At 64.9% G+C, this 19,467-nt stretch carries 22 protein-coding genes; 10 read left to right on the forward strand and 12 right to left on the reverse strand.

What is annotated here, in order from left to right; all coding sequences use genetic code 11:
- Positions 1 to 41: 41 nt before the first annotated feature.
- Together E7681_RS18935 and E7681_RS06490 are read right to left on the reverse strand one after the other, a co-directional pair.
- Positions 42 to 206, reverse strand: a complete 165-nt coding sequence (locus E7681_RS18935; protein WP_211089772.1) for a hypothetical protein — start codon at positions 204 to 206, stop codon at positions 42 to 44.
- 273 nt (positions 207 to 479) lie between these two features.
- A complete protein-coding gene (locus tag E7681_RS06490; protein ID WP_136338474.1) occupies positions 480 to 1,238 on the reverse strand; it encodes an IclR family transcriptional regulator domain-containing protein in 759 nt (252 codons plus the stop codon).
- A gap of 259 nt (positions 1,239 to 1,497) precedes the next feature.
- Between E7681_RS06490 and tig the strand changes: the two genes are divergently transcribed.
- The 3 genes from tig to E7681_RS06505 all read left to right on the forward strand — a co-directional run bounded on the left by tig (position 1,498) and on the right by E7681_RS06505 (position 4,055).
- Positions 1,498 to 2,835, forward strand: a complete 1,338-nt coding sequence (gene tig, locus E7681_RS06495) for a trigger factor (protein ID WP_136338475.1) — start codon at positions 1,498 to 1,500, stop codon at positions 2,833 to 2,835.
- Between the two features lie 203 nt (positions 2,836 to 3,038).
- Positions 3,039 to 3,575, forward strand: a complete 537-nt coding sequence (locus tag E7681_RS06500) for an HD domain-containing protein (protein ID WP_168733170.1) — start codon at positions 3,039 to 3,041, stop codon at positions 3,573 to 3,575.
- 63 nt (positions 3,576 to 3,638) lie between these two features.
- A complete protein-coding gene (locus tag E7681_RS06505) occupies positions 3,639 to 4,055 on the forward strand; it encodes a DUF1330 domain-containing protein (RefSeq protein ID WP_136338477.1) in 417 nt (138 codons plus the stop codon).
- 21 nt (positions 4,056 to 4,076) lie between these two features.
- On the opposite strand, the gene E7681_RS06510 is transcribed toward E7681_RS06505, so the two are convergent.
- From E7681_RS06510 to rpsF, 5 genes are all read right to left on the reverse strand, one after another.
- Positions 4,077 to 4,811 carry an acyl-homoserine-lactone synthase gene (locus E7681_RS06510; RefSeq protein ID WP_136338478.1) on the reverse strand — a complete coding sequence of 245 codons (735 nt, stop codon included), beginning with the start codon at positions 4,809 to 4,811 and terminating at the stop codon, positions 4,077 to 4,079.
- A gap of 87 nt (positions 4,812 to 4,898) precedes the next feature.
- Positions 4,899 to 5,600, reverse strand: a complete 702-nt coding sequence (locus E7681_RS06515; RefSeq protein ID WP_136338479.1) for a helix-turn-helix transcriptional regulator — start codon at positions 5,598 to 5,600, stop codon at positions 4,899 to 4,901.
- Between the two features lie 203 nt (positions 5,601 to 5,803).
- The gene (gene rplI, locus E7681_RS06520; RefSeq protein WP_136338480.1) at positions 5,804 to 6,391 is read right to left on the reverse strand and encodes a 50S ribosomal protein L9; all 588 of its coding nucleotides are present in this window, start codon (positions 6,389 to 6,391) and stop codon (positions 5,804 to 5,806) included.
- A 12-nt stretch (positions 6,392 to 6,403) separates the two neighbouring features.
- Positions 6,404 to 6,631, reverse strand: a complete 228-nt coding sequence (rpsR, locus tag E7681_RS06525; RefSeq protein WP_136338481.1) for a 30S ribosomal protein S18 — start codon at positions 6,629 to 6,631, stop codon at positions 6,404 to 6,406.
- A 23-nt stretch (positions 6,632 to 6,654) separates the two neighbouring features.
- Complete coding sequence (rpsF, locus tag E7681_RS06530) at positions 6,655 to 7,011, reverse strand: 30S ribosomal protein S6 (RefSeq protein ID WP_136338482.1); 357 nt, start codon at positions 7,009 to 7,011, stop codon at positions 6,655 to 6,657.
- Positions 7,012 to 7,271: 260 nt separating this feature from the next.
- Between rpsF and E7681_RS06535 the strand changes: the two genes are divergently transcribed.
- Positions 7,272 to 7,745 carry a hypothetical protein gene (locus tag E7681_RS06535; RefSeq protein WP_136338483.1) on the forward strand — a complete coding sequence of 158 codons (474 nt, stop codon included), beginning with the start codon at positions 7,272 to 7,274 and terminating at the stop codon, positions 7,743 to 7,745.
- 112 nt (positions 7,746 to 7,857) lie between these two features.
- Positions 7,858 to 8,439, forward strand: a complete 582-nt coding sequence (locus E7681_RS06540) for a YceI family protein (protein WP_136338484.1) — start codon at positions 7,858 to 7,860, stop codon at positions 8,437 to 8,439.
- 66 nt (positions 8,440 to 8,505) lie between these two features.
- Here the strand turns inward: E7681_RS06540 and E7681_RS06545 are convergent, their stop codons facing one another.
- Positions 8,506 to 9,708, reverse strand: coding sequence for a cytochrome b/b6 domain-containing protein (locus E7681_RS06545; RefSeq protein WP_136338485.1), 1,203 nt, complete (start codon positions 9,706 to 9,708; stop codon positions 8,506 to 8,508).
- Positions 9,709 to 9,878: 170 nt separating this feature from the next.
- On the opposite strand from E7681_RS06545, the gene fabD reads away from it, so the two are divergent.
- The 3 genes from fabD (at position 9,879) to E7681_RS06560 (ending at position 12,121) form a co-directional block, all read left to right on the forward strand.
- Positions 9,879 to 10,814, forward strand: a complete 936-nt coding sequence (gene fabD, locus E7681_RS06550) for an ACP S-malonyltransferase (protein ID WP_136338486.1) — start codon at positions 9,879 to 9,881, stop codon at positions 10,812 to 10,814.
- Positions 10,815 to 10,888: 74 nt separating this feature from the next.
- The gene (gene fabG, locus E7681_RS06555; RefSeq protein ID WP_136338487.1) at positions 10,889 to 11,626 is read left to right on the forward strand and encodes a 3-oxoacyl-[acyl-carrier-protein] reductase; all 738 of its coding nucleotides are present in this window, start codon (positions 10,889 to 10,891) and stop codon (positions 11,624 to 11,626) included.
- A 261-nt stretch (positions 11,627 to 11,887) separates the two neighbouring features.
- The gene (locus E7681_RS06560; protein ID WP_066009325.1) at positions 11,888 to 12,121 is read left to right on the forward strand and encodes an acyl carrier protein; all 234 of its coding nucleotides are present in this window, start codon (positions 11,888 to 11,890) and stop codon (positions 12,119 to 12,121) included.
- An 8-nt stretch (positions 12,122 to 12,129) separates the two neighbouring features.
- On the opposite strand, the gene E7681_RS06565 is transcribed toward E7681_RS06560, so the two are convergent.
- Positions 12,130 to 13,026 carry a PilZ domain-containing protein gene (locus tag E7681_RS06565; protein WP_136338488.1) on the reverse strand — a complete coding sequence of 299 codons (897 nt, stop codon included), beginning with the start codon at positions 13,024 to 13,026 and terminating at the stop codon, positions 12,130 to 12,132.
- A gap of 177 nt (positions 13,027 to 13,203) precedes the next feature.
- Here E7681_RS06565 and fabF point away from each other — a divergent pair, with 177 nt between their 5' ends.
- Together fabF and mltG are read left to right on the forward strand one after the other, a co-directional pair.
- The gene (gene fabF / locus E7681_RS06570; protein ID WP_136338489.1) at positions 13,204 to 14,463 is read left to right on the forward strand and encodes a beta-ketoacyl-ACP synthase II; all 1,260 of its coding nucleotides are present in this window, start codon (positions 13,204 to 13,206) and stop codon (positions 14,461 to 14,463) included.
- The gene (mltG, locus tag E7681_RS06575; protein ID WP_136338490.1) at positions 14,463 to 15,626 is read left to right on the forward strand and encodes an endolytic transglycosylase MltG; all 1,164 of its coding nucleotides are present in this window, start codon (positions 14,463 to 14,465) and stop codon (positions 15,624 to 15,626) included. Before fabF ends, mltG begins: the two co-directional genes overlap by 1 nt.
- A gap of 38 nt (positions 15,627 to 15,664) precedes the next feature.
- Here mltG and E7681_RS06580 read toward each other — a convergent pair whose 3' ends face one another.
- The 3 genes from E7681_RS06580 to E7681_RS06590 form a co-directional block, all read right to left on the reverse strand.
- A complete protein-coding gene (locus E7681_RS06580; protein WP_136338491.1) occupies positions 15,665 to 16,831 on the reverse strand; it encodes a YbfB/YjiJ family MFS transporter in 1,167 nt (388 codons plus the stop codon).
- A gap of 131 nt (positions 16,832 to 16,962) precedes the next feature.
- Entirely contained in the window at positions 16,963 to 18,210 is a 1,248-nt protein-coding gene (locus tag E7681_RS06585; RefSeq protein ID WP_136338492.1) for a saccharopine dehydrogenase family protein, read from the reverse strand.
- A 45-nt stretch (positions 18,211 to 18,255) separates the two neighbouring features.
- On the reverse strand, positions 18,256 to 19,347 hold the full coding sequence (locus tag E7681_RS06590) for a carboxynorspermidine decarboxylase (RefSeq protein ID WP_136338493.1): 1,092 nt from the start codon (positions 19,345 to 19,347) through the stop codon (positions 18,256 to 18,258).
- Positions 19,348 to 19,467 lie beyond the last annotated feature (120 nt).

Here is a 19,467-nt window from a genome sequence, read left to right on the forward strand (position 1 = left end):
AACCGCTTGTCAGTGCGATCCGCACCGCATCTGCCCGGAATTCATCCGTCCTTGTCGTTCCCATAGCTCGTCTCCTTTGTTGCAATTAATGCTATCAAAGGAGCGGCATCAAACCGTGACAGGTCCAGATTTTCGCGCATTGCCGCGTGTGAGCCCGCCGATTTTGGCTCGTCAGTCGTTTGAGCTTTTAACCACTCTACGCTCATTGCGGCTGTTGTCCTGTTGAGAACTTTTGCAGTTGATCAACTATAGGAAGAATGCTGTTGGCTCCTATTTCGCTTGAGAAAGTTGATCTGCAACGGCGATTTCCCGAAATGAAAATTTTACAGTTCACCTTTTGTCCATCGGTTTTGACTGTAAAAAATACTACCTAATTTCTTGAAATTAAACGACTTTCACCAGATTTAGGTTCTGGCGCCGCAAGGCGTGGGGGTTCAAGTCCCTTCACCCGCACCATTTTACCGTTTGATTGAAATGACTTACAGCGCGCGCTTCAGGCCGGACTGCACCTTTTTCAAGGCGGGCAGGTAGGCGGTGACCAGCGCCTCGGCGCTGTCTTGCGTGGCGGCCATGCCGGTGTTCAGCGCGGCGATGGTGCGGCTGTGGGTGTCGAACAGGGGGACGGCGAGGGAGCGCAGGCCCATCTCGACCTCTTGATCGATCAGCGCGTAGCCCTGGGTGCGGACGCGGGCGATCTCGGCCATGATCTCGTCAGGATCGGTCAGGCTGCGGGGCGTGCGGGGCGACAGGTCCGCACCCTCGATCAGCGCGCGCGCCTCGGCCTCGGGCAGGGCGGCCAGCAGCACCCGACCCATCGAGGTGCAATGCGCCGGCAGGCGCGTCCCCGGCATCAGCCCGATCGACATCACCCGCTTTTGCGCGGCGCGCGCCAGGTAGACGATCTCGGACCCGTCCAGAACCGATACCGAGCAGGATTGCCCAATGGTTTCAGTCAGTTGGTCCAGCCATGGCTGCACGATTTGCGGCAGCGGCAAGGCCGCCAAAGCCCCCATTCCCAGCCGCAAAGTACGCGGGGTGAGGGTGAAAAACTTGCCGTCATACTCGGCATAGCCCTCGTGGTGCAGGGTCAGCAGACAGCGGCGCGCGGTGGCGCGGTCCAGCCCGGTGCGGGCGGCCACATCGGTGATGGACAAACGGGGACTGGCGGCGCCGAAACACTCCAGCACGCGCAACCCCTTGGCCAGCGAGGCGATGATATCCGTGGACCGTGGCGCCATGATTCAGGGCTAGCCGGAGGGCGGCGAAAGATCAACGGGACGGTGGGCGAACCAAGTGTTTACGGGCGAATTTGTATGATTCCCGGCGAAAATCGTACGACGCCCGCGCCCGCCCGCGTTTGCCGCGCCGCAGAACCCGCTGCACAAGGGATTCCCGCTTGCGCCCATGCCGTTCTGTCCTTAGAAGACGGCGAGATTTCGGCGCCTCCACGGGGGGCGTCTGCGTATTGCACCGAATGCACCGAGAAGGAAGAACAAGATGCAGGTCACCGAGACCCTGAACGAAGGCCTGAAGCGCGGGTATGAGATCACCGTGAGCGCGGCCGAACTGGACGCGAAAGTCAGCGAGAAGCTGGTCGAAGCCCAGCCCGAGATCGAGATGAAGGGCTTCCGCAAGGGCAAGGTGCCGATGGCGCTGCTGCGCAAGCAATTCGGCCAGCGCCTGCTGGGCGAAGCCATGCAGGAAACCATCGACGGCGCGATGAACGAGCATTTCGAGAAAACCGGCGACCGCCCGGCGATGCAGCCGCAGGTGACCATGGTCGACGGCGACAACTGGAAAGAGGGCGACGACGTCAAGGTCAACCTGGCCTACGAAGCCCTGCCGCAGATCCCCGAGGTTGATTTCTCGGGCGTGGAACTGGAGCGCCTGGTTGCCAAGGCAGACGACGCAGCCATCGACGAAGCGCTGGCCTCGCTGGCTGAAACCGTCAGCGACTGGAAAAAGCGCCGCAAGGGCACCAAGGCGAAAGACGGCGACCAGGTCGTCATGGATTTCGTCGGCAAGGTCGACGGCGAAGCCTTCGAAGGTGGCTCGGCCGAAGATTACCCGCTGGTTCTGGGCTCCAACAGCTTCATCCCCGGTTTCGAGGATCAGCTGATCGGTGAAGCCAAGGAAGGCGAAGAGATGGACGTGACCGTCACCTTCCCGACCGAATATGGCGCCGCCAACCTGGCCGGCAAAGAAGCCGTGTTCACCTGCACCATCAAGGCCGTGAACGAGCCCGTCGCGTCGGAAATCAACGACGAGATGGCCCAGAAGTTCGGCGCCGAGGATTTGGCCGCTCTGAAGGCGCAGGTCGCCGAGCGTCTGGAAGTCGAATACCAGGGTGCCGCCCGCGCCGTGCTGAAGCGCAAGCTGCTGGACGCACTGGACGGCAAGGTGTCGTTCGAACTGCCGCCGTCGCTGGTCGAGGCCGAAGCCGGCCAGATCGCGCACCAGCTGTGGCACGAGGAAAACCCGGACGTGCATGACCACAACCACGGCTCGATCGAGACCACCGAGGAGCACACCAAGCTGGCCGAGCGCCGCGTGCGCCTGGGCCTGCTGCTGGCCGATATCGGTCAGAAAGCCGAAGTCGAAGTGACCGACGCCGAGATGACCCAGGCCATCCTGAACCAGGCACGTCAGTACCCGGGCCAGGAGCGTCAGTTCTTTGAATTCGTCCAGCAGAACCAGCAGATGCAGCAGCAGCTGCGCGCGCCTCTGTTCGAAGACAAGGTCGTGGATCACGTGGTCACCAAGGCCAAGGTCACCGACAAGGAAGTCTCGAAAGACGAGCTGCAGAAAGCTGTCGAGGCACTGGACGACGAATAAGTCGCCCCGTGACACGGATTTGCGGAAGGCCACCCCCAGCGGGTGGCCTTTTGCGTTGGGGCTTGTGCGCATGGCCGGGCGTGCCTATGTTGAAGGGGCAGGGGGCGATCCGTGATCCGAGCCTGCGTTTTCCAAAACATCATGTCCCGCACCGTCGCCAATCCGTTTGGCGGGGTTGTGCGGGCTGTTCAACGGAGGTTCCGATGATGCTGATCCAACGCGCCAGCGCCTTTGCGCGCGCCCGTCATGCCGGCCAGACCCGCAAGGGGGCGGCGGCCGAACCCTATGACATCCACCTGGAGGAAGTGGCCGCCTTGGTCACCGGTTGGGGCGCGCCCGAGGCGTGGATCGCCGCCGCCTGGCTGCACGACACGGTCGAGGATTGCCCGCCGACCAGCCTGACCGAGCTGGAGGCGCTGTTCGGTGCGCAGGTGGCGGGGCTGGTGGGCGAGCTGACCGACGACAAGGCGCTGCCGAAACCCGCGCGCAAGGCGGCGCAGCTGGCACATGCGCCGGGCCGCTCTGATGGGGCTGCGCTGATCAAGATCGCCGACAAGACCAGCAATGTGCGGGCGCTGCGGGTCTCGGCCCCGGTGCATTGGGACGGGGCGCGCAAGCGGGCCTACATGGACTGGGCGGCGGCGGTTGTCGCGGCTTTGCCGGCGGGGCACACCGCAGCGCGGGCGGATTTCGCGCGCGAGTTGGCGGCCAGCCGGGCCGCTGTCGGGGACGCTGCGTAACGCGCGGGGTGCTTGACGCTGGGCCGCGGGGCGCGGCAGCATCCCCGGAAACGGAGGATGCAGATGAGCCATACCAGCTTTACCAAGGAGGGTTTCGCCGCCTTCCGCGCCAATGATCGCCCCGGCCCGATCCACATGCTGAACCTTGTGCGCCTGCGCGCGCGGGCCGAGTATCCGGACGGGCGCGAGGCAACCGGCGCCGAGGCCTATGCCGCCTATGGCGAGGGCAGCCAGAAAGTGCTGGAGCGGCTGGGCGGGCGGATCGTGTGGCGCGGGCAGATGGAGCAGATGCTGATCGGCCCCTCGGACGAACAGTGGGATCTGTGCTTTATCGCGGAATATCCCGGCCCGGACGTGTTCGCGCAGATGATCAAGGACCCCGAATACCGAGAGGCGATGGTGCACCGGCAGGCGGGTGTCGTGGATTCGCGGCTGATCCGGATGATGCCGCTACCCGCCGGAGTGAATTTCGGCGGGTAGCGGCGGGTTGACCGTGAGTGGTCAGGCCTTGCAACGGCGTCTGGGGGCACCGTCGATGAGGTGGGACAGCTCCAGCCGCAGCGCCTCGGCGGCGGCGCGTTCGTGCGGGTCGTCGGCGGTGGCGATCTGTTCGTCGCACCACGCCGCAAGGGCTGCGCTGGCGTCGAGTTTCGCGGCAGGGCGGCGGGATTTGCCGAAATGGGCCAGCGCGGTGTCGGTGTCGGCAAACTCGGGCGCGTCCAGCCGGAACCGCGCCCGAAGGCGGATGATCTGCTGGGCCGAACACTCGACCAGGGCCGCGACAAGACCATCGCGCGGCTGGCCGAGGTAGTCGTAAAGCGGCGGGCCCGAGCGGCTGAGCGCGCGGTCGGTGGGCGCATCCAGCAGGGCCACCAGATCCAGAACGCCAGCGCGGCGGGCATAGTCCAGCGCGCCGGTCAGCAGCATCGGGGCGGCACCGGGGGCGTCGGCCCAGAATTGCGAGACCTCCCACAAACGGGCCGAGCGCAGGGGCACCTGATCGGCCATCAGCGCGCTGCGGGTGTCGGACAGCATGTGCGGGCCGGTCGTCTGCATCAGGCGCAGCCCGCCGACGACCTGTCCGGCGTCGTCCAGACACAGGATATGGGCGGGGTTGCAGCGATCCAGCGCGTCGTCACCCGGATCGGAGGGCTGGCAGAGTTGCCGTCGTCGGGCGGCCTCGGCCAGCATGGCGCGGAACTGGTGCCGGTTCAGGGCATCCACCACGATCAACATCAGAGTGTTCCTACCTATGGTCAGTGCAGGTATGACTCTATCGCGCTGAGGCTGTTCCTCTATTAGGGGTTTCCCGTAGTCGCGGCGTCACCGGGGCTGGATCATGCCAAAGCCGATGGCGCGGCCGATGGCCTGCGCGGTGGTCAGCGCGCCCAGCTTCTCGCGCGAGGAGCGCAGGTGCACCTCGACCGTGCGGTGGGAAATCGACAGGATATCGCCGACGTCCTGCTGCGACTTGCCCGAGGCGATCCATTGCAGGATCTCGACCTCGCGCGAGGACAGGACGGGGCGCGCCAGCTGGCTGTGCAGGGACGAGGAGTTCTGCACCTGGTCATGCAGGCGCACGGCGCGCAGCTGCAACTCGCCCAGAGAGGCGGTGACGAGGTTGGCCCAGTCGGTTTCTGCACAGGCCGAGGTGACGCTGAGCAGGCCGTAATCGCCAAAGGGTCCGCGGATCGGGATCGACAGGCCCTGCGGGGTGATGCCAAAGGCGGCGGCCTCGGAGAACACGGTGTGAAAGCGCGCGTTGCGGTCAAAGCGCGACCATTCGACGGGCGCGATGCACTGCGCGGATTCGCTGAGGGTGGGGTCGATCAGGTGATAGCCGCGCTCTAGGTAGATCGCCTTCCACTCGGCCGGATAGGTGGCGTGGCCGAAGATGTCCCCGGTGACCGGCGATATGGTGGCGTAAGAGGCGTGATCGAATCCCAGATCGCGGCAGAGCGCGTCCAGCATCTGGCCATAAAGGCCCGCCCCATCCGGAATCGCGGCCAGATCAACGGCACGCATGACGGACCCGGCGCGGCAAAGGGGGAACTGGAACACGAACGGGGATTTTCGAACCCTCCGGCAAACTGATTGACGCAGGGGTATTTCAAAGCAGTTTGGCGGGAAATGCAAACCCATTCCGGATGGGCGTTCACTGGCCCCGACAAAAAGAAAACCGCGCGAGGTGGGCTCGCGCGGCTCGTGGTCCCGGTAAGGGGGCCAGTTTATTCCGAAGCAGCTTCGTCGTCGTCCGATGCGGCGCCGCCGATATCGTCGAACAGTTCGTTGATCTCGAACTCGGCTGCGGCGTCTTCTTCCGCGGCCAGGTCCTGGATCGACTTGCCCGATGCTTGCAGCTCGGCTTCTTCGGCCGAACGCGCAACGTTGATCTGGATCTGGCACGACACTTCGGGGTGCAGGATCACGTTGACGTCGTGCAGGCCCAGGGTCTTGATCGGCAGGATGATGACAACCTGCTTGCGATCGACCGAGAAGCCGCCGTCGGTTGCAACTTCGGCGATGTCACGCGGGGTGACCGAGCCGTACAGGTTGCCGCCGTCCGATGCCGAACGAATCACGACGAACTGTTCGCCGTCCAGCTTGGCTGCCAGGGCTTCTGCCTCTTTCTTGGTCTCCAGGTTGCGCGCTTCCAGCTGCGCTTTCTGGGCTTCGAAGTTGGCGACGTTGGCGGCCGACGCGGTCAGCGCCTTGCCCTGCGGCAGCAGGAAGTTGCGCGCGTAACCGGGCTTGACGTCAACGACGTCGCCCATTTGGCCCAGCTTGGCCACACGTTCCAGAAGGATAACTTGCATTTCAGTGTCTCCTTACTTCACGGCGTAGGGCAGCAGGGCCAGGAAGCGGGCGCGCTTGATGGCGCGGGCCAGCTCACGCTGTTTCTTGGCCGAAACTGCGGTGATGCGCGACGGGACGATCTTGCCGCGTTCGCTGATGTAGCGCTGCAGCAGCTTGGTGTCCTTGTAGTCGATCGCGGGCGCGCCTTCACCAGAGAAGGGGCACACCTTGCGGCGACGGAAAAACGGTTTGGTAGCCATGATTTAGCGTCCTTTCCTCAAGCTCACTGGCGACGTTCGCGGCGTTCGCCACGTTCTTCGCGCTTCTGCATCTGGACCGAGGGACCATCCTCGTGTGCGTCGACCTTGATGGTCAGGACGCGCATCACGTCGTCGTGCAGACGCATCAGGCGTTCCATTTCCTGCACGGCCGATGCGGGTGCATCCGACTTCAGCAGGGCATAGTGGCCCTTGCGGTTCTTGTTGATCTTGTAGGCCATCGTCTTGACGCCCCAGTACTCGCTGTCGAGGACCTTGCCCCCGTTATCAGCCAGCACGGTACCGAAATGTTCGATCAGACCTTCAGCTTGCGCGTTGGACAGATCCTGGCGCGAGATGAAAACATGCTCGTAAAGCGGCATGTGCACTCCTGTCATTTTCAGGCGCATTTCATAGGAGGGCTAACCTTCCGCGGCCCATCCACGAGAGACTGCGCGGTTCATCATTCAGATGCGGAAGGATGGGCGCGTATACGATGGATCGCCCCCCTTCGCAACCCTTGGAATGGCGTTTGGGGGCGGGGGGTGAATAAGGCGAATTTTTCGCAAATCTTCGCCCAATTGTTGCCTTTATGCGGGGCCAAGGTGGGGCCAGCCGCAACGGACAGCTTGAAAGGTATCCCATGTACGATTTGAATGCACACGCTCCGGGGCAGGCATTGCAGGACGCGCGGGCGCTGACCCGGGCGACGATGCGGTTTTTCGGCGTGGTGCTGGGCATGGTCGCGTTGGGCCTGTGGCTGGTGCCGGGGGCGTTCGACGACGCGGCCGAGGCGCTGATGCGCGGGCTGATGTCGGCGCTGTTCCTGGGCATCGCGGTGGGCCTGTGGGGCGCGGGGCAGACCCGGTTCGACGATGAATTCCATCTGGATCTGGAGAACCACCAGTTGCGCCACATGATGCGCGGGCAGGATGGCATCGCGCGGCTGCGCAAGCGCTATCGCTTTGACGATCTGGACGAGATCACCCTGCAGGGCGGCGTGCTGATGGCGCGCCTGACCGGCGGCCGCGAGGTTCTGCGCGTGGCGGTCGACCAGCAGCTGGAACCGGGCGTCATGGAGAGGCTGCGCGGCCTGAGCAAGCGCCCCGCTGTCTGACCCACTGTTCATCTGCAAACAGACCCTGTGGAAACGTGCGGAATTGCCCGGATGCGGCAGTGCGGCACATTGAGGGGCACACCCTCAACGGACTTTCCACAGGAGCCCACGAATGAAAAAGACCATGTTTGCCGCCGGTGTCGCCGCCGCGATCCTGACCGCCGGACTGGCAGCCGCCGAGCCGCAGAAATACGTTCTGGACGCAAGCCACAGCCAGATCGTGTTCAACTACACCCACCTGGGGTTCTCGACGACCTATGGCATGTTCTCGGGCTTTGACGGCGAGATCATGTTCGACCAGGAAAACCCCGCCGCGTCGTCGGTGACGGTGTCGTTCCCGGTGAAAACCATGCTGACCGGCTGGGAAGAGCGTTTCGCCCACTTCATGTCGCCCGATTTCTTTGACGCCGCCGATGATGAGGCCGTCAGCTTTGTCTCGACCGGCATCGAAGTGACCGGCGAGACCACCGCCAAGATCACCGGCGACCTGACCCTGAACGGCGTGACCAAGCCGGTCGTGCTGGACGCGGTTCTGAACCAGAAGGGCGACCACCCGATGGCGGGCAAGCCCTGGGCCGGTTTCAACGCAACCACCACGCTGCTGCGCTCGGATTACGGTCTGGGCCTGTACGCGCCCTATGTCAGCGACGAGGTTCAGGTCATGATCTCGGTCGAGGCGATGAAAGCCGAATAATCCCACGTACGGGACAACGAAAAAGCCGCCGGGAAACCGGCGGCTTTTTTGCGTTTGGGGTTTTGGTCAGGGGCGGGTTGCGGTCAGCTGGACCGAGATCGCCACGTCGAAGGCCAGGGTGCCGGGCTCGGCCACGCCGGCACCGATGGCAAAATCACGCCGGTCGGTGGTGGTGGTGCCGGCGACGGTGGCGGTGCCGTTTTCCAGCGTCAGGCTGAAGGGCAGGCTGAGGGGAATCGCGTGATCCTTGAGGCTGAGGGTGCCGATGGCCACGAATCCCTCGCTCTGCGCATGGATTTCGGCCTGGAATCGCGCGGTGGGAAAGGTGGTGGCGTCAAAGAAGTCCGGCCCCATCGCCTGCGCGGTCACGCTGCCCAAGCTCAGCGAGGGAATCGAGACGGTCACATCCACGGCCCCGCGCACGGGCTGCGTGCTGTCGGGGTCAAAGCTGATTTGCGCGGTCCAGTCGGTGAATTGGCCGGTCACGGGCTGGCCCATCTGGGTGATGGTGATGCCAAGGGTGCCGGTCTGGACCTGCCAGTCGCTTTGGGCTTGTTCCAGCACCGGGGCAGTCGTGGTCTGCAGGCTAAGCAGGCCGGTGGCGGTGGCGAACAGGGGCACCAGCGCCCAGCCAAGGATCGCGGCCACACCGGGCAGGCGCGAATGGCGCAGGGGCACGCCCGCCGGGGTGCCGCGGGTCATGCGGGCCAAGGTGGCATCGCGGTCGATCAGCGCGTGTTTCAGCGCGCCGCCGATATGCGCCAGCAGCGTGCCGATCAGCACCCAGACGAACAGGCCGTGCAGGGTCGAAGCGGCGTGCGAGACGGCCTCGGACTTGGGCACGAAGGGCAGGGACTGGCCGATCCCCCAGATCGGCGCGAATCCGGTGCTGGCGGCGTGGTGAACCCAGCCGGTCAGGGGAACGGCGACCAGCGAGATATACAGCGCGATGTGCACGGCCTCGGCGGCGAAGGTTTCCAGACGGCGCTGGGGATGCAGCGGGGCGGGGCGCGTCTGCAGCAGCATCCAGACCAGCCGCACCAGCGCCACGGCGAACAGCGCAACGCCCAGCGTCTTGTGCAGGGAAAACAGCGTGACGGTGCGGGCCAGCAACTGGGCTTCGGGCGCGGCCCCGGCGGCCTTGACCGCCTCGGCAAGGGATTCGGCGACGAACCCCAGCGGAATCAGCGCAAGGATCAGCGCAGCGGTCAGCCAGTGCAGCGCACGGGCCAGCGGGCCATAGGACAGGGCGGTATTGTGCAGGGACATCGGGGCCTCGTTCGCGAAAAGGGTGTGGACAAGCTACGCCTGCTGCGTCGCGGCGCAAATCCGCATGGGCGCGCACACCCTGCGCATCTGCGAACATGTGGCTGTTTTACTTGTGGTCAACCCGTCAGGCGGCTACACCGGCTGAAACGCTAAATGGGACGAGGACGACCATGACGACTGCTTTCGTTTTCCCCGGTCAGGGGGCACAGACCATCGGTATGGGCAAGGCCCTGGCCGACGCCTATCCTGCGGCCAAGGCCGTGTTCGAAGAGGTGGACAATGCCCTGGGCGAAAAGCTGAGCGCGCTGATCTGGGAGGGGGATCAGGACCAGCTGACCCTGACGCAGAACGCGCAGCCGGCGCTGATGGCGACCTCGCTGGCGGCCCTGCGCGCGCTGGAGTCCGAAGGGCTGGTGCTGGCCGAACGCGCCTCTTTCGTGGCGGGGCATTCGCTGGGCGAATACTCGGCGCTGGCGGCGGCGGGCTCGCTGTCGATCAGCGATGCGGCGCGCCTGCTGCGCACCCGCGGTCTGGCGATGCAACAGGCGGTGCCGGTCGGCGTGGGCGCCATGGCGGCCCTGCTGGGCCTGGATTTCGAGACCGCCCGCGACGTGGCTGCCGCCGCAGCCCAAGGCGATGTCTGCCAGGCTGCGAACGACAATGATCCGGCGCAGGTCGTGGTCTCGGGGCACAAGGCCGCCGTGGAACGCGCGGTCGAGCTGGCCAAGGAACAAGGCGCTAAGCGCGCGGTGATGCTGCCCGTCAGCGCCCCGTTCCATTGCGAACTGATGGCCCCCGCTGCCCGCGTGATGGCCGAGGCGCTGGACGACGTGGAGATCAACGACCCCGTGGTACCGCTGGTCGCCAACGTGGTGGCCGAGGCGGTGACGGATGCGACCATGATCCGCTCGCTGCTGGTGGACCAGGTGACCGGCTCGGTCCGCTGGCGCGAAAGCGTGTTGTTCATGGCCGAACAGGGCGTCACCGAGATCTGGGAGATCGGCGCAGGCAAAGCCCTGTCCGGCATGATCCGCCGCATCGAGAAGTCGATCGCCTGCAAGGCCGTCGGCACCCCCGAAGACGTGGCATCGGCGCTGAACGGCTGAGCCGGGCCAAGAATTTTTCAAAAATTCTTGACCAATTTCTTTGAAAGAAATTGGCCGGGAGAAAGGACCAAGACATGTTTGACCTGACTGGAAAATGCGCGCTGATCACCGGCGCGTCGGGCGGTATCGGTGGGGCCATCGCCAAGGCGCTGCACGGCGCGGGCGCAACCGTCGCCCTGAGCGGCACCCGCGTTGAGCCGCTGGAGGCGCTGGCCGCCGAGCTGGGCGATCGCACCCATGTGCTGCCCTGCAACCTGTCGGACCCGGCGGCGGTGGATGCCCTGCCGAAACAGGCGCTCGAGGCGATGGGCGCCGTGGACATCCTGGTGAACAACGCCGGGATCACCCGCGACCAGATCTTCATGCGGATGTCGGATGACGAATGGCAGTCGGTCATCGACGTGAACCTGACCGCCACCATGCGCCTCTGCCGCGGCGTGATGCGCCCGATGATGAAGGCGCGCTGGGGCCGGATCGTGAACATCAGCTCGATCGTGGGGGCCACCGGCAACCCGGGGCAGGTGAACTATGCTGCCTCGAAGGCCGGTATGGTCGGCCTGACCAAATCCATCGCCTACGAGGTCGCCAGCCGTGGCATCACCGCCAACGCGGTCGCCCCCGGCTTTATCGCGACCGCGATGACCGACAAGCTGAACGACGACCAGAAGGCCGCGATCAACACCAAGATCCCGGCCGCGCGCATGGGCACGCCCGAAGAAATCGCAGCTGCCGTGCTGTACCTGGCCAGTCCCGAGGCAGGCTATGTCACCGGCACCACGCTGCACGTCAACGGCGGCATGGCGATGCTGTAATCGCCGCCTTGGCACGGGATGCGACACCCGGTCCGAGGACCGGGTGACCGCTTTCTGGGAAATGGCGCTGCGAAAGCATTTGCCTCACCCGTCCCATGTGCTATAGGCCACGCAGATTTTCCGGGGGGCGGCTTGCCCGGCTGGACTACCCGCTTGCGGGAATATCAACCGCCCGGTACACCGGGCATGACAGTGAAGCCATCCCCGCGGGCGAGGGCGGAGAACCGGGCAGAGAGCCCAACAAAGTATGAGGACTTTGAAATGAGCGATATCGCAGACCGCGTGAAGAAAATCGTCGTCGAGCACCTGGGCGTCGAAGAAGACAAGGTGACCGAGAACGCGTCGTTCATCGACGATCTGGGCGCAGACAGCCTGGACACCGTGGAACTGGTGATGGCCTTCGAAGAAGAGTTCGGCATCGAGATCCCCGATGACGCAGCCGAAACCATCCAGACCTTCGGCGACGCGGTGAAGTTCATCACCGAAGCATCCTGATCCCTGTCCTACGACAGATCTAGATCCGGAACGGCACCCATCGGGTGCCGTTCTGCGTTTGGGGCGTGCAGTTTGCGGTTCAGCTCCAACAACTCGGCCAGATCGGCGGCGGGAATGGCGTGGCGAAAGTCCAGCCCTGCATAGAGCGCATTGCGCCAGACGATTCGCGCCTCGACCTGCCAGCCATGAGAACGCAGCACGACGAATTCGGCCCCCGAGGGCAGAGGCAGGTGCAGTTGCACCTTGGCGCCCAGCTGGCTGATGTCGTGCAGGGTGCCGGATCGCGTGACCCCATCGGCCGAAACCGCGCACATCAGCGCACAGGGGTGGCGGACGGCGCGGCGGCGGTGCCATTCGGCCCGGTGGCGCAGGGCGATGGCCAGCAGGGCCAGCCCGGCCGAGATCAGCAGGGCGATGACGCTGGTGCTGGCGGTGATCGTCGGCAGCTCGGACCGGCCACCGGGATCGGCGGGGCGCGGGAACGAGGCCAGCGGGCCGACCGAGCGGGCGGTGGAGGTTTCGCTCCAGCTCGGCTCGGTATCGCAGCGCATGTGAGAGATCAGGTAGCGGATTTGCGCGGTATAGGCCGCTGGATCCGCCTGTTGGGCCCCGCTCAGCAGGCTGCGTTGGGCGCGAACGAAGGCTTCGATGTCGGGGGTTTGCGCGCTCAGCCCGTCGGCGCGCATGTGGGGGGCGACGTCGGGCTGCGGATAACGCGCCAGCACCTGGCCCAGATCGCGGGCGGCCTGCGCGCCTTGCGGGCTGTCGCGGCGCTGCTGGTAACGCTCGGCCAGATGATAGACCTGCAACAGCCAGTCGCGCGTCGCGCAGTCATCCTGCGCGCGCAAGCCCGTCGGCAGCAGTAGCAACAGGCAGAGCGCAATCCCGGCCGTGGATCGTGTCATGTCAGAGTTTCCCTTGGGTCGGCCCTTTGTTTCACAAAGCCGTTAACCGCTTCCTTAGATTGGCCGAACCCCCGGCATTTCCTTGCGAGATGGCCGCGCGATGGCGTCCCACTCTTGCCCATGGGGTAGGATGCAGGGTAAGAGCGGAGAAAGACTGATGAGGAAGGGCATAGAAACATGCGTCGTGTCGTTGTAACTGGGCTTGGACTGGTCACCCCGCTGGCATGCGGTGTCGAGGAAACCTGGAGCCGTCTGCTGGCCGGGGAATCCGGAGCAGGCCCCATCACCCGTTTTGACGCCAGCAATCTGGCGACCACTTACGCCTGCGAATTGCCGCTGGGCGATGGCACCAACGGCACGTTCAATGCCGACGACTGGATGGAGCCGAAAGAGCGCCGCAAGGTCGATGATTTCATCCTGTACGGCTATGCCGCCGCGATCCAGGCGGTGACGGATTCGGGCTGGATGCCCGAGGATAACGAAAGCCGCGAACGCACCGGCGTGATGATCGGCTCGGGTATCGGCGGGCTGCAGTCCATCGAAGAAGGCGCGATCACCCTGAAGGAAAAGGGCCCGCGCCGGATTTCTCCGTTCTTCATTCCGGGGGCGCTGATCAACCTGATCTCGGGTCAGGTCAGCATCAAGTATGGCTTCAAGGGCCCGAACCACGCGGTTGTGACGGCGTGCTCGACCGGGGCGCATGCGATCGGTGACGCGGCGCGTCTGATCCAGTGGGGCGACGCGGACGTGATGCTGGCAGGCGGTGCGGAATCGGCGATCACGCCGCTGGGCATCGCGGGCTTCAACGCGTGCAAGGCGCTGTCGACCAAGCGCGGCGACGAGCCGACCAAGGCCAGCCGCCCCTATGACGCGGATCGCGACGGGTTCGTGATGGGCGAGGGCGCAGGCGTCGTCGTTCTGGAAGAATACGAACACGCCAAGGCGCGCGGCGCCAAGATCTATGCCGAAGTGCTGGGCTATGGCCTGTCGGGCGACGCCTATCACATCACCGCCCCGTCCGAGGATGGCGATGGCGGGTTCCGCTCGATGACCGCGGCGCTGAAGCGTGCGGGCGTCACCCCGGATCAGATCGACTACATCAACGCGCATGGCACCTCGACCATGGCGGACGTGATCGAGCTGGGCGCGGTCGAACGTCTGCTGGGCGCTGCGGCCAGCAAGGCGACCATGTCCTCGACCAAGTCGGCCACCGGGCACCTGCTGGGTGCGGCTGGCGCGATCGAGGCGATCTTCTCGATCCTGGCGATCCGCGATCAGGTCGCGCCGCCGACCATCAACCTGGACAACCCGGCGATCGAAACCCCGATCGACCTGGCCCCGAACGTCAAGCGTGAGCGCAAGATCGACATCGCCCTGTCGAACAGCTTTGGCTTTGGCGGCACCAACGCGAGCGTCGTGTTCGGGAAAGTCAGCTGATGTGGCGATCCATCGCGTCTAACGCGCTGACGATGATGATCGTGGCGCTGTTCCTTGCGGGCGGCGTCGTGATCTGGGGCAAGCGTCAGTACGAAACCGCCGGTCCGCTGGATACGCCGGTGTGTCTGCGCGTGGAAAGCGGCTCGAACCTGAAAAAGGTCAGCGCGACGCTGGAGAACGAGGGCGCGATCACCAACAGCACGATCTTTCGTCTGGGCGCGGATTACACCGACAAGGCCAACAAGCTGAAGGCGGGGTCGTTCCTGGTGCCCGCCGGGGCGTCGATGGCCGAGATCGTGGATATCGTCACGCGCGGCGGGGCTTCGACCTGCGGCACCGAGGTGGTGTTCCGCGTCGGTGTCACCTCGTCCGTCGTCGAGGTGCGCGAGCTGGACCCGACCACCAACCGCTACGTGGAAAAGGCCGAGTTCGACCCGGCAGCGGCTGAAAAGCCCGCAGAATACACCAAGGTGCGCGGTCAGGCCGACACGCGCTATCGCATCGCGGTGGCCGAAGGCGTGACCAGCTGGCAGGTGGTGGACGCGCTGTCGCGCATCGACCTGCTGGAAGGCGAGGCCGAGCTGCCCGAAGAGGGACGCCTGGCGCCCGACAGCTATGAGGTTGAGGTCGGCGATACGCGGGCCTCGGTGCTGACGCGGATGGCCGACAAGCAGGCGCTGATCCTGGAAGAGGCGTGGAAGAACCGTGTCGACGGCTTGCCGATCAACTCGGCCGCCGAGGCGCTGATCCTGGCCTCGATCATCGAAAAGGAAACCGGTGTCGCCGAAGAGCGCCGCACGGTGGCCAGCGTCTTTATCAACCGTCTGAACCGGGGCATGCGTCTGCAGACCGACCCGACGGTGATTTATGGCGTCACCAAGGGGCAGGGCGTGCTGGGCCGTGGCCTGCGCCAGAGCGAGCTGCGCCGCGAGACGCCGTGGAACACCTATCTGATCGACGGGCTGCCGCCGACCCCCATCGCCAACCCCGGCAAGGCCAGCATCGAGGCCGCGCTGGACCCGGCGCAGACGAAATACGTGTATTTCGTGGCGGATGGATCAGGTGGCCACGTCTTTGCGGAAACCCTGGACGAGCATAACCGCAACGTCGCCAAGTGGCGGCAGATCGAAGCGGAACGGGCCAAGCAGGACGACAACCAGTAACGCAGAACGCCTCGACACCGTGTCGGGGCGTTTTTCGTTCAGGCGCTCAGCGGGCGTTGCGCTAGGGCGATCACCGCGCCCAGGGCCAGGATCGCGCCACCAGCAGCGAGGCTTTGGCCGATGTCGCCGGTCAGATCCCCCAGCGCACCGGCCGCGATCGGGCCGATGGTCTGGCCGACCGCGAAGACCACGGTGAACAGGCTGACCGAGCGGCCCCAGCGTTGCGGCGGCAGGTTGAGCCGGCAAAAGCTGGTGACGGCACTGGGCGCCATGAAGACCGACACCCCGAACAGCGCCGCGGACAGCATCAGACCCAGCGCCGAGGGCATCGCCAGCGGCAGCAGCGCGCCTGCTGTCATCGTGGCCATCACGCAGGCCAGCGGCAGACCCGAGGCGTAACGGGCGAGGAGCGGCCTCCAGACGAAGGGAGAGGCCATGATCCCCAGCCCCATCACCACCCAGACGGCGGCGATCAGCGCGGCGGTGTCAAAGCCGCGCTTCATCCAGGCGACGAGGAAGGTGACATAGACGATGTAGCCCAGCCCAAAGCAGAAATAGCCCAGGATCTGCGCGGCCATCCGGCCCAGCGGCAGGCGGCCCGTGGTGGTGGCGGCGGGTTTGACCGGCGGGTGCAGTTGCTGCGCGGCCCACAGGCAGAGCGGTAGGAACAGCAGGCTGGTGCCGCCCATCAGCGCCCAGCTGAGCGGCCAGACCGAGGGCGGGTAATGGTCGAACAGCCACGGCAGGGCCGCGCCGGACAGGACCATGCCCAGGCCTCCGCCGACGCCGTAGTAGATGGCGATGGCCAGCGCGTTGCGGCTTTGGCTGTCGGGATGCAGGGCGGCGGCCAGCGCGCCCCCGGCGATGAAGGCCATCGCGCCGCCGATGCCGGTCAGCAGCCTCCAGGCGGACAGCAGGGCGTAGTTCTGCGTCAGCGCGGTGGCGATCAGGAAGGCGACGGTGATCGCCATGCCCCACTGAAAGATGCGTGCGGCGGGGACGCGCTGGACGATGGCCAGCGTCAGCATGGCCCCGACGATATAGCCCAGGGCGTTGGCGGTGTTGATCCAGCCGGCCTGAGTGTAGCTCCAGCCCAGATCGGCGCGCATGGCGGGCAGGATCAGGCCATAGGCGAAGCGGGCAAAGCCGTTGGTGATGCAGACGCCGAGCGTCAGGCCCAGAAGGATGGTGCCGGTGGATTTCATGTTATGCGCTCCCTGAGCCTGACAGTATCGGGGAATGCGGTGCGGTCAATCGGGGTTGCGGGGGGCGGAAACGACAAAGCCCGGCGCAAGGGCCGGGCTTTGCGTTTGATCAGGCGTCGATCAGGCGTCGGTCACGCTTGTGTCCAGGGCATGTCGGTGCCGCCCAGCCCGCCAATCTGGACGCGGGTCGGCAGGCCGATGCGATCCAGAAGCGTGAAGAAGGGCTTGGGGTCCAGCTCCTCGACGTTTTTCATGGTGTGGGCGTCCCATTCGCCGGTGGCGACCAGCATCGCGGCGGCAACGGGCGGCACGCCGGCGGTGTAGGAGATGCCTTGGCTGCCGACCTCTTCGTACGCCTCTTTATGGTCGGCGACGTTGTAGACGAACACCTCATACGGCTGGCCGTTCTTGGTGCCCTTGACCAGATCGCCGATGCAGGTCTTGCCGGTGTAGTCGGGCGCCAGAGAGGAGGGGTCGGGCAGCACGGCCTTGACGACCTTCAGGGGCACGACTTCCAGCCCTTCGGCGGTTTTCACGGGCTGTTCGGACAGCAGGCCCAGGTTTTGCAGCACGGTGAACACGTTGATGTAGTGATCGCCAAAGCCCATCCAGAAGCGCACATCGGCCTGAGGGTAGTTGGTGGCAAGGCTGTGCACCTCGTCATGGCCGGACTGGTAGGCGCGGCAGGTGCCGACGACGGGCAGATCCCAGTCGTGGCCCGAGGCGAACATCGACGTTTCCTTCCACTGCTGGTCCTCCCAGTAGTAGACGGTGCCGGTGAATTCGCGGAAGTTGATCTCGGGGTCGAAATTGGTTGCGAAATACTTGCCGTGGGACCCGGCGTTGATGTCGACGATGTCGATGGATTTGACCTCGTCCATCATGTCGATGGCAAAGCGGGCAAAGGCGTTGACGACGCCGGGATCAAAGCCCGCGCCCAGAATGGCGGTGACGCCTTTTTCGGCGCAGAGGTCACGCTTTTTCCACTCGTAATTGCCGTACCAGGGCGGGGTTTCGCAGATCTTGGCCGGGTCTTCGTGGATGGCGGTGTCGATATAGGCGGCACCGGTTTCGATGCAGGCATCCAGCACGGTCATGTTCACGAAGGCCGAGCCGACGTTGATCACGATCTGCGCGCCGGTCTGCCGGATCAGGGCTGCCACGGCGGCGCTGTCCATTGCATCCACGGCATGTGCGGCCAGAACGCCCTCTGTCTTCATTGCGCCCTTTTCGCGGACGGACTCAAGGATGGCCTCGCACTTGGCGAGGGTCCGGCTGGCGATGTGGATATCGCCAAGCACATCGTTGTTCTGCGCACATTTATGCGCCACGACCTGAGCGACGCCGCCGGCGCCGATGATGAGAACGTTCTTTTTCAACTGTAGAGACCCCCTTTGGTGGGTAGGTTGCTGGGTTTGCAGCACTTAGCCAAGCGCCGCGACGAAATCCTCATAGCCGAAGTCACGCGCCAGCGTAACCGTGCCGTCCAGTTCCCGAATGGCGATCGAGGGCATCTTCACGCCATTGAACCAGTTTTTCTTGACCATCGTGTAACCGGCGGCATCGTCGATCGAGATGCGGTCGCCGATTTGCAGCGGCGCGGGGAAGCGCGCGTCGCCGAAGATATCGCCCGCAAGGCAGGTTTTACCGGCGATCTGGTAGGCGTGGTCGCCCTGCTGCGGCAGCTTGGCGGTTTCGCGGTAGATCAGCAGGTCCAGCATGTGGGCCTCGATGCTGCTGTCGACGATGGCGACTTTCTTGCCGTTGTCGATGATGTCCAGCACGGACACTTCGAGCGTGGTGGATTTGGTGATGCTGGCCTCGCCCGGTTCCAGGTAGACCTGCACGCCGAGGCTGTCGGAGAACGCCTTGAGCCGGTCGGCCAGACGTTGCAGCGGGTAGTCGTCGCCGGTGAAGTGGATGCCGCCGCCGAGGCTGATCCAGTCGAGCTGGCGCAGGAAAGGGGCGAATTCGGTTTCGATCCGGCTCAGCTGGTCCGAGAACAGCTCGAAATCGCGGTTTTCGCAGTTGTAGTGGATCATCACGCCCGAGATGCGGTCCAGCGCCTGGGTCAGGCGGTCCATGTCCCATTCGCCCAGACGCGAGAACGGCCGCGCCGGGTCGGCCAGATCGAAGCCCGAGGTCGAAAAACGCGGGTTCAGGCGCAGGCCGGTGGGCTTGGTGCTGCGCCCAGCGAAACGGTCGAGCTGGCCCAGCGAGTTGAAGATGATCTTGTCGGCGTAGGAGATCGCCTCGTCAATTTCGTGGTCAGCCCAGCCGACGGAATAGGCGTGGGTTTCCTTGCCGAATTTCTCGGCCCCGAGGCGGAGTTCGTAGAGCGAGGACGAGGTGGTGCCGTCCATGTAATCGCGCATGAAGTCGAACACGCCCCAGGTCGAGAAGCATTTGAGCGCAAGCAGAGCCTTGGCACCCGAAGCCTCGCGCAGCCAGGCGATTTTTTCCAGGTTCTGGAGAAGGCGGGATTTGTCGATGAGGTAATAGGGGGTCTGCAGCATCGGCGGTGGTCCTGTCAGGCAAAAGCACGCGGCGGGGCGAACGCGGCCCCCGTTTAGGGCCGAGGGGGACGGGACGCAAGGATTTTCGCGGTTTTGCAGGGGGATGAGCGGGGTTGGGGG

This window comes from Thalassobius vesicularis (assembly GCF_004799325.1).
In the GTDB taxonomy this organism is placed as follows: Bacteria; Pseudomonadota; Alphaproteobacteria; order Rhodobacterales; family Rhodobacteraceae; genus Thalassobius; species Thalassobius vesicularis.

Excerpts from the sequence above, each read along its gene's own strand:
- E7681_RS06490 (WP_136338474.1), bottom strand. The coding sequence starts at position 1,238 with ATGGCGCCACGGTCCACGGATATCATCGCCTCGCTGGCCAAGGGGTTG.
- fabG (WP_136338487.1), top strand. The coding sequence starts at position 10,889 with ATGTTTGACCTGACTGGAAAATGCGCGCTGATCACCGGCGCGTCGGGC.
- fabD (WP_136338486.1), top strand. The coding sequence starts at position 9,879 with ATGACGACTGCTTTCGTTTTCCCCGGTCAGGGGGCACAGACCATCGGT.
- E7681_RS06505 (WP_136338477.1), top strand. The coding sequence starts at position 3,639 with ATGAGCCATACCAGCTTTACCAAGGAGGGTTTCGCCGCCTTCCGCGCC.
- E7681_RS18935 (WP_211089772.1), bottom strand. The coding sequence starts at position 206 with ATGAGCGTAGAGTGGTTAAAAGCTCAAACGACTGACGAGCCAAAATCG.
- tig (WP_136338475.1), top strand. The coding sequence starts at position 1,498 with ATGCAGGTCACCGAGACCCTGAACGAAGGCCTGAAGCGCGGGTATGAG.
- E7681_RS06500 (WP_168733170.1), top strand. The coding sequence starts at position 3,039 with ATGATGCTGATCCAACGCGCCAGCGCCTTTGCGCGCGCCCGTCATGCC.
- rpsR (WP_136338481.1), bottom strand. The coding sequence starts at position 6,631 with ATGGCTACCAAACCGTTTTTCCGTCGCCGCAAGGTGTGCCCCTTCTCT.
- mltG (WP_136338490.1), top strand. The coding sequence starts at position 14,463 with ATGTGGCGATCCATCGCGTCTAACGCGCTGACGATGATGATCGTGGCG.
- rpsF (WP_136338482.1), bottom strand. The coding sequence starts at position 7,011 with ATGCCGCTTTACGAGCATGTTTTCATCTCGCGCCAGGATCTGTCCAAC.
- rplI (WP_136338480.1), bottom strand. The coding sequence starts at position 6,391 with ATGCAAGTTATCCTTCTGGAACGTGTGGCCAAGCTGGGCCAAATGGGC.
- E7681_RS06580 (WP_136338491.1), bottom strand. The coding sequence starts at position 16,831 with ATGAAATCCACCGGCACCATCCTTCTGGGCCTGACGCTCGGCGTCTGC.
- fabF (WP_136338489.1), top strand. The coding sequence starts at position 13,204 with ATGCGTCGTGTCGTTGTAACTGGGCTTGGACTGGTCACCCCGCTGGCA.
- E7681_RS06590 (WP_136338493.1), bottom strand. The coding sequence starts at position 19,347 with ATGCTGCAGACCCCCTATTACCTCATCGACAAATCCCGCCTTCTCCAG.
- E7681_RS06510 (WP_136338478.1), bottom strand. The coding sequence starts at position 4,811 with ATGTTGATCGTGGTGGATGCCCTGAACCGGCACCAGTTCCGCGCCATG.
- E7681_RS06545 (WP_136338485.1), bottom strand. The coding sequence starts at position 9,708 with ATGTCCCTGCACAATACCGCCCTGTCCTATGGCCCGCTGGCCCGTGCG.
- E7681_RS06535 (WP_136338483.1), top strand. The coding sequence starts at position 7,272 with ATGTACGATTTGAATGCACACGCTCCGGGGCAGGCATTGCAGGACGCG.
- E7681_RS06565 (WP_136338488.1), bottom strand. The coding sequence starts at position 13,026 with ATGACACGATCCACGGCCGGGATTGCGCTCTGCCTGTTGCTACTGCTG.
- E7681_RS06515 (WP_136338479.1), bottom strand. The coding sequence starts at position 5,600 with ATGCGTGCCGTTGATCTGGCCGCGATTCCGGATGGGGCGGGCCTTTAT.
- E7681_RS06540 (WP_136338484.1), top strand. The coding sequence starts at position 7,858 with ATGAAAAAGACCATGTTTGCCGCCGGTGTCGCCGCCGCGATCCTGACC.
- E7681_RS06560 (WP_066009325.1), top strand. The coding sequence starts at position 11,888 with ATGAGCGATATCGCAGACCGCGTGAAGAAAATCGTCGTCGAGCACCTG.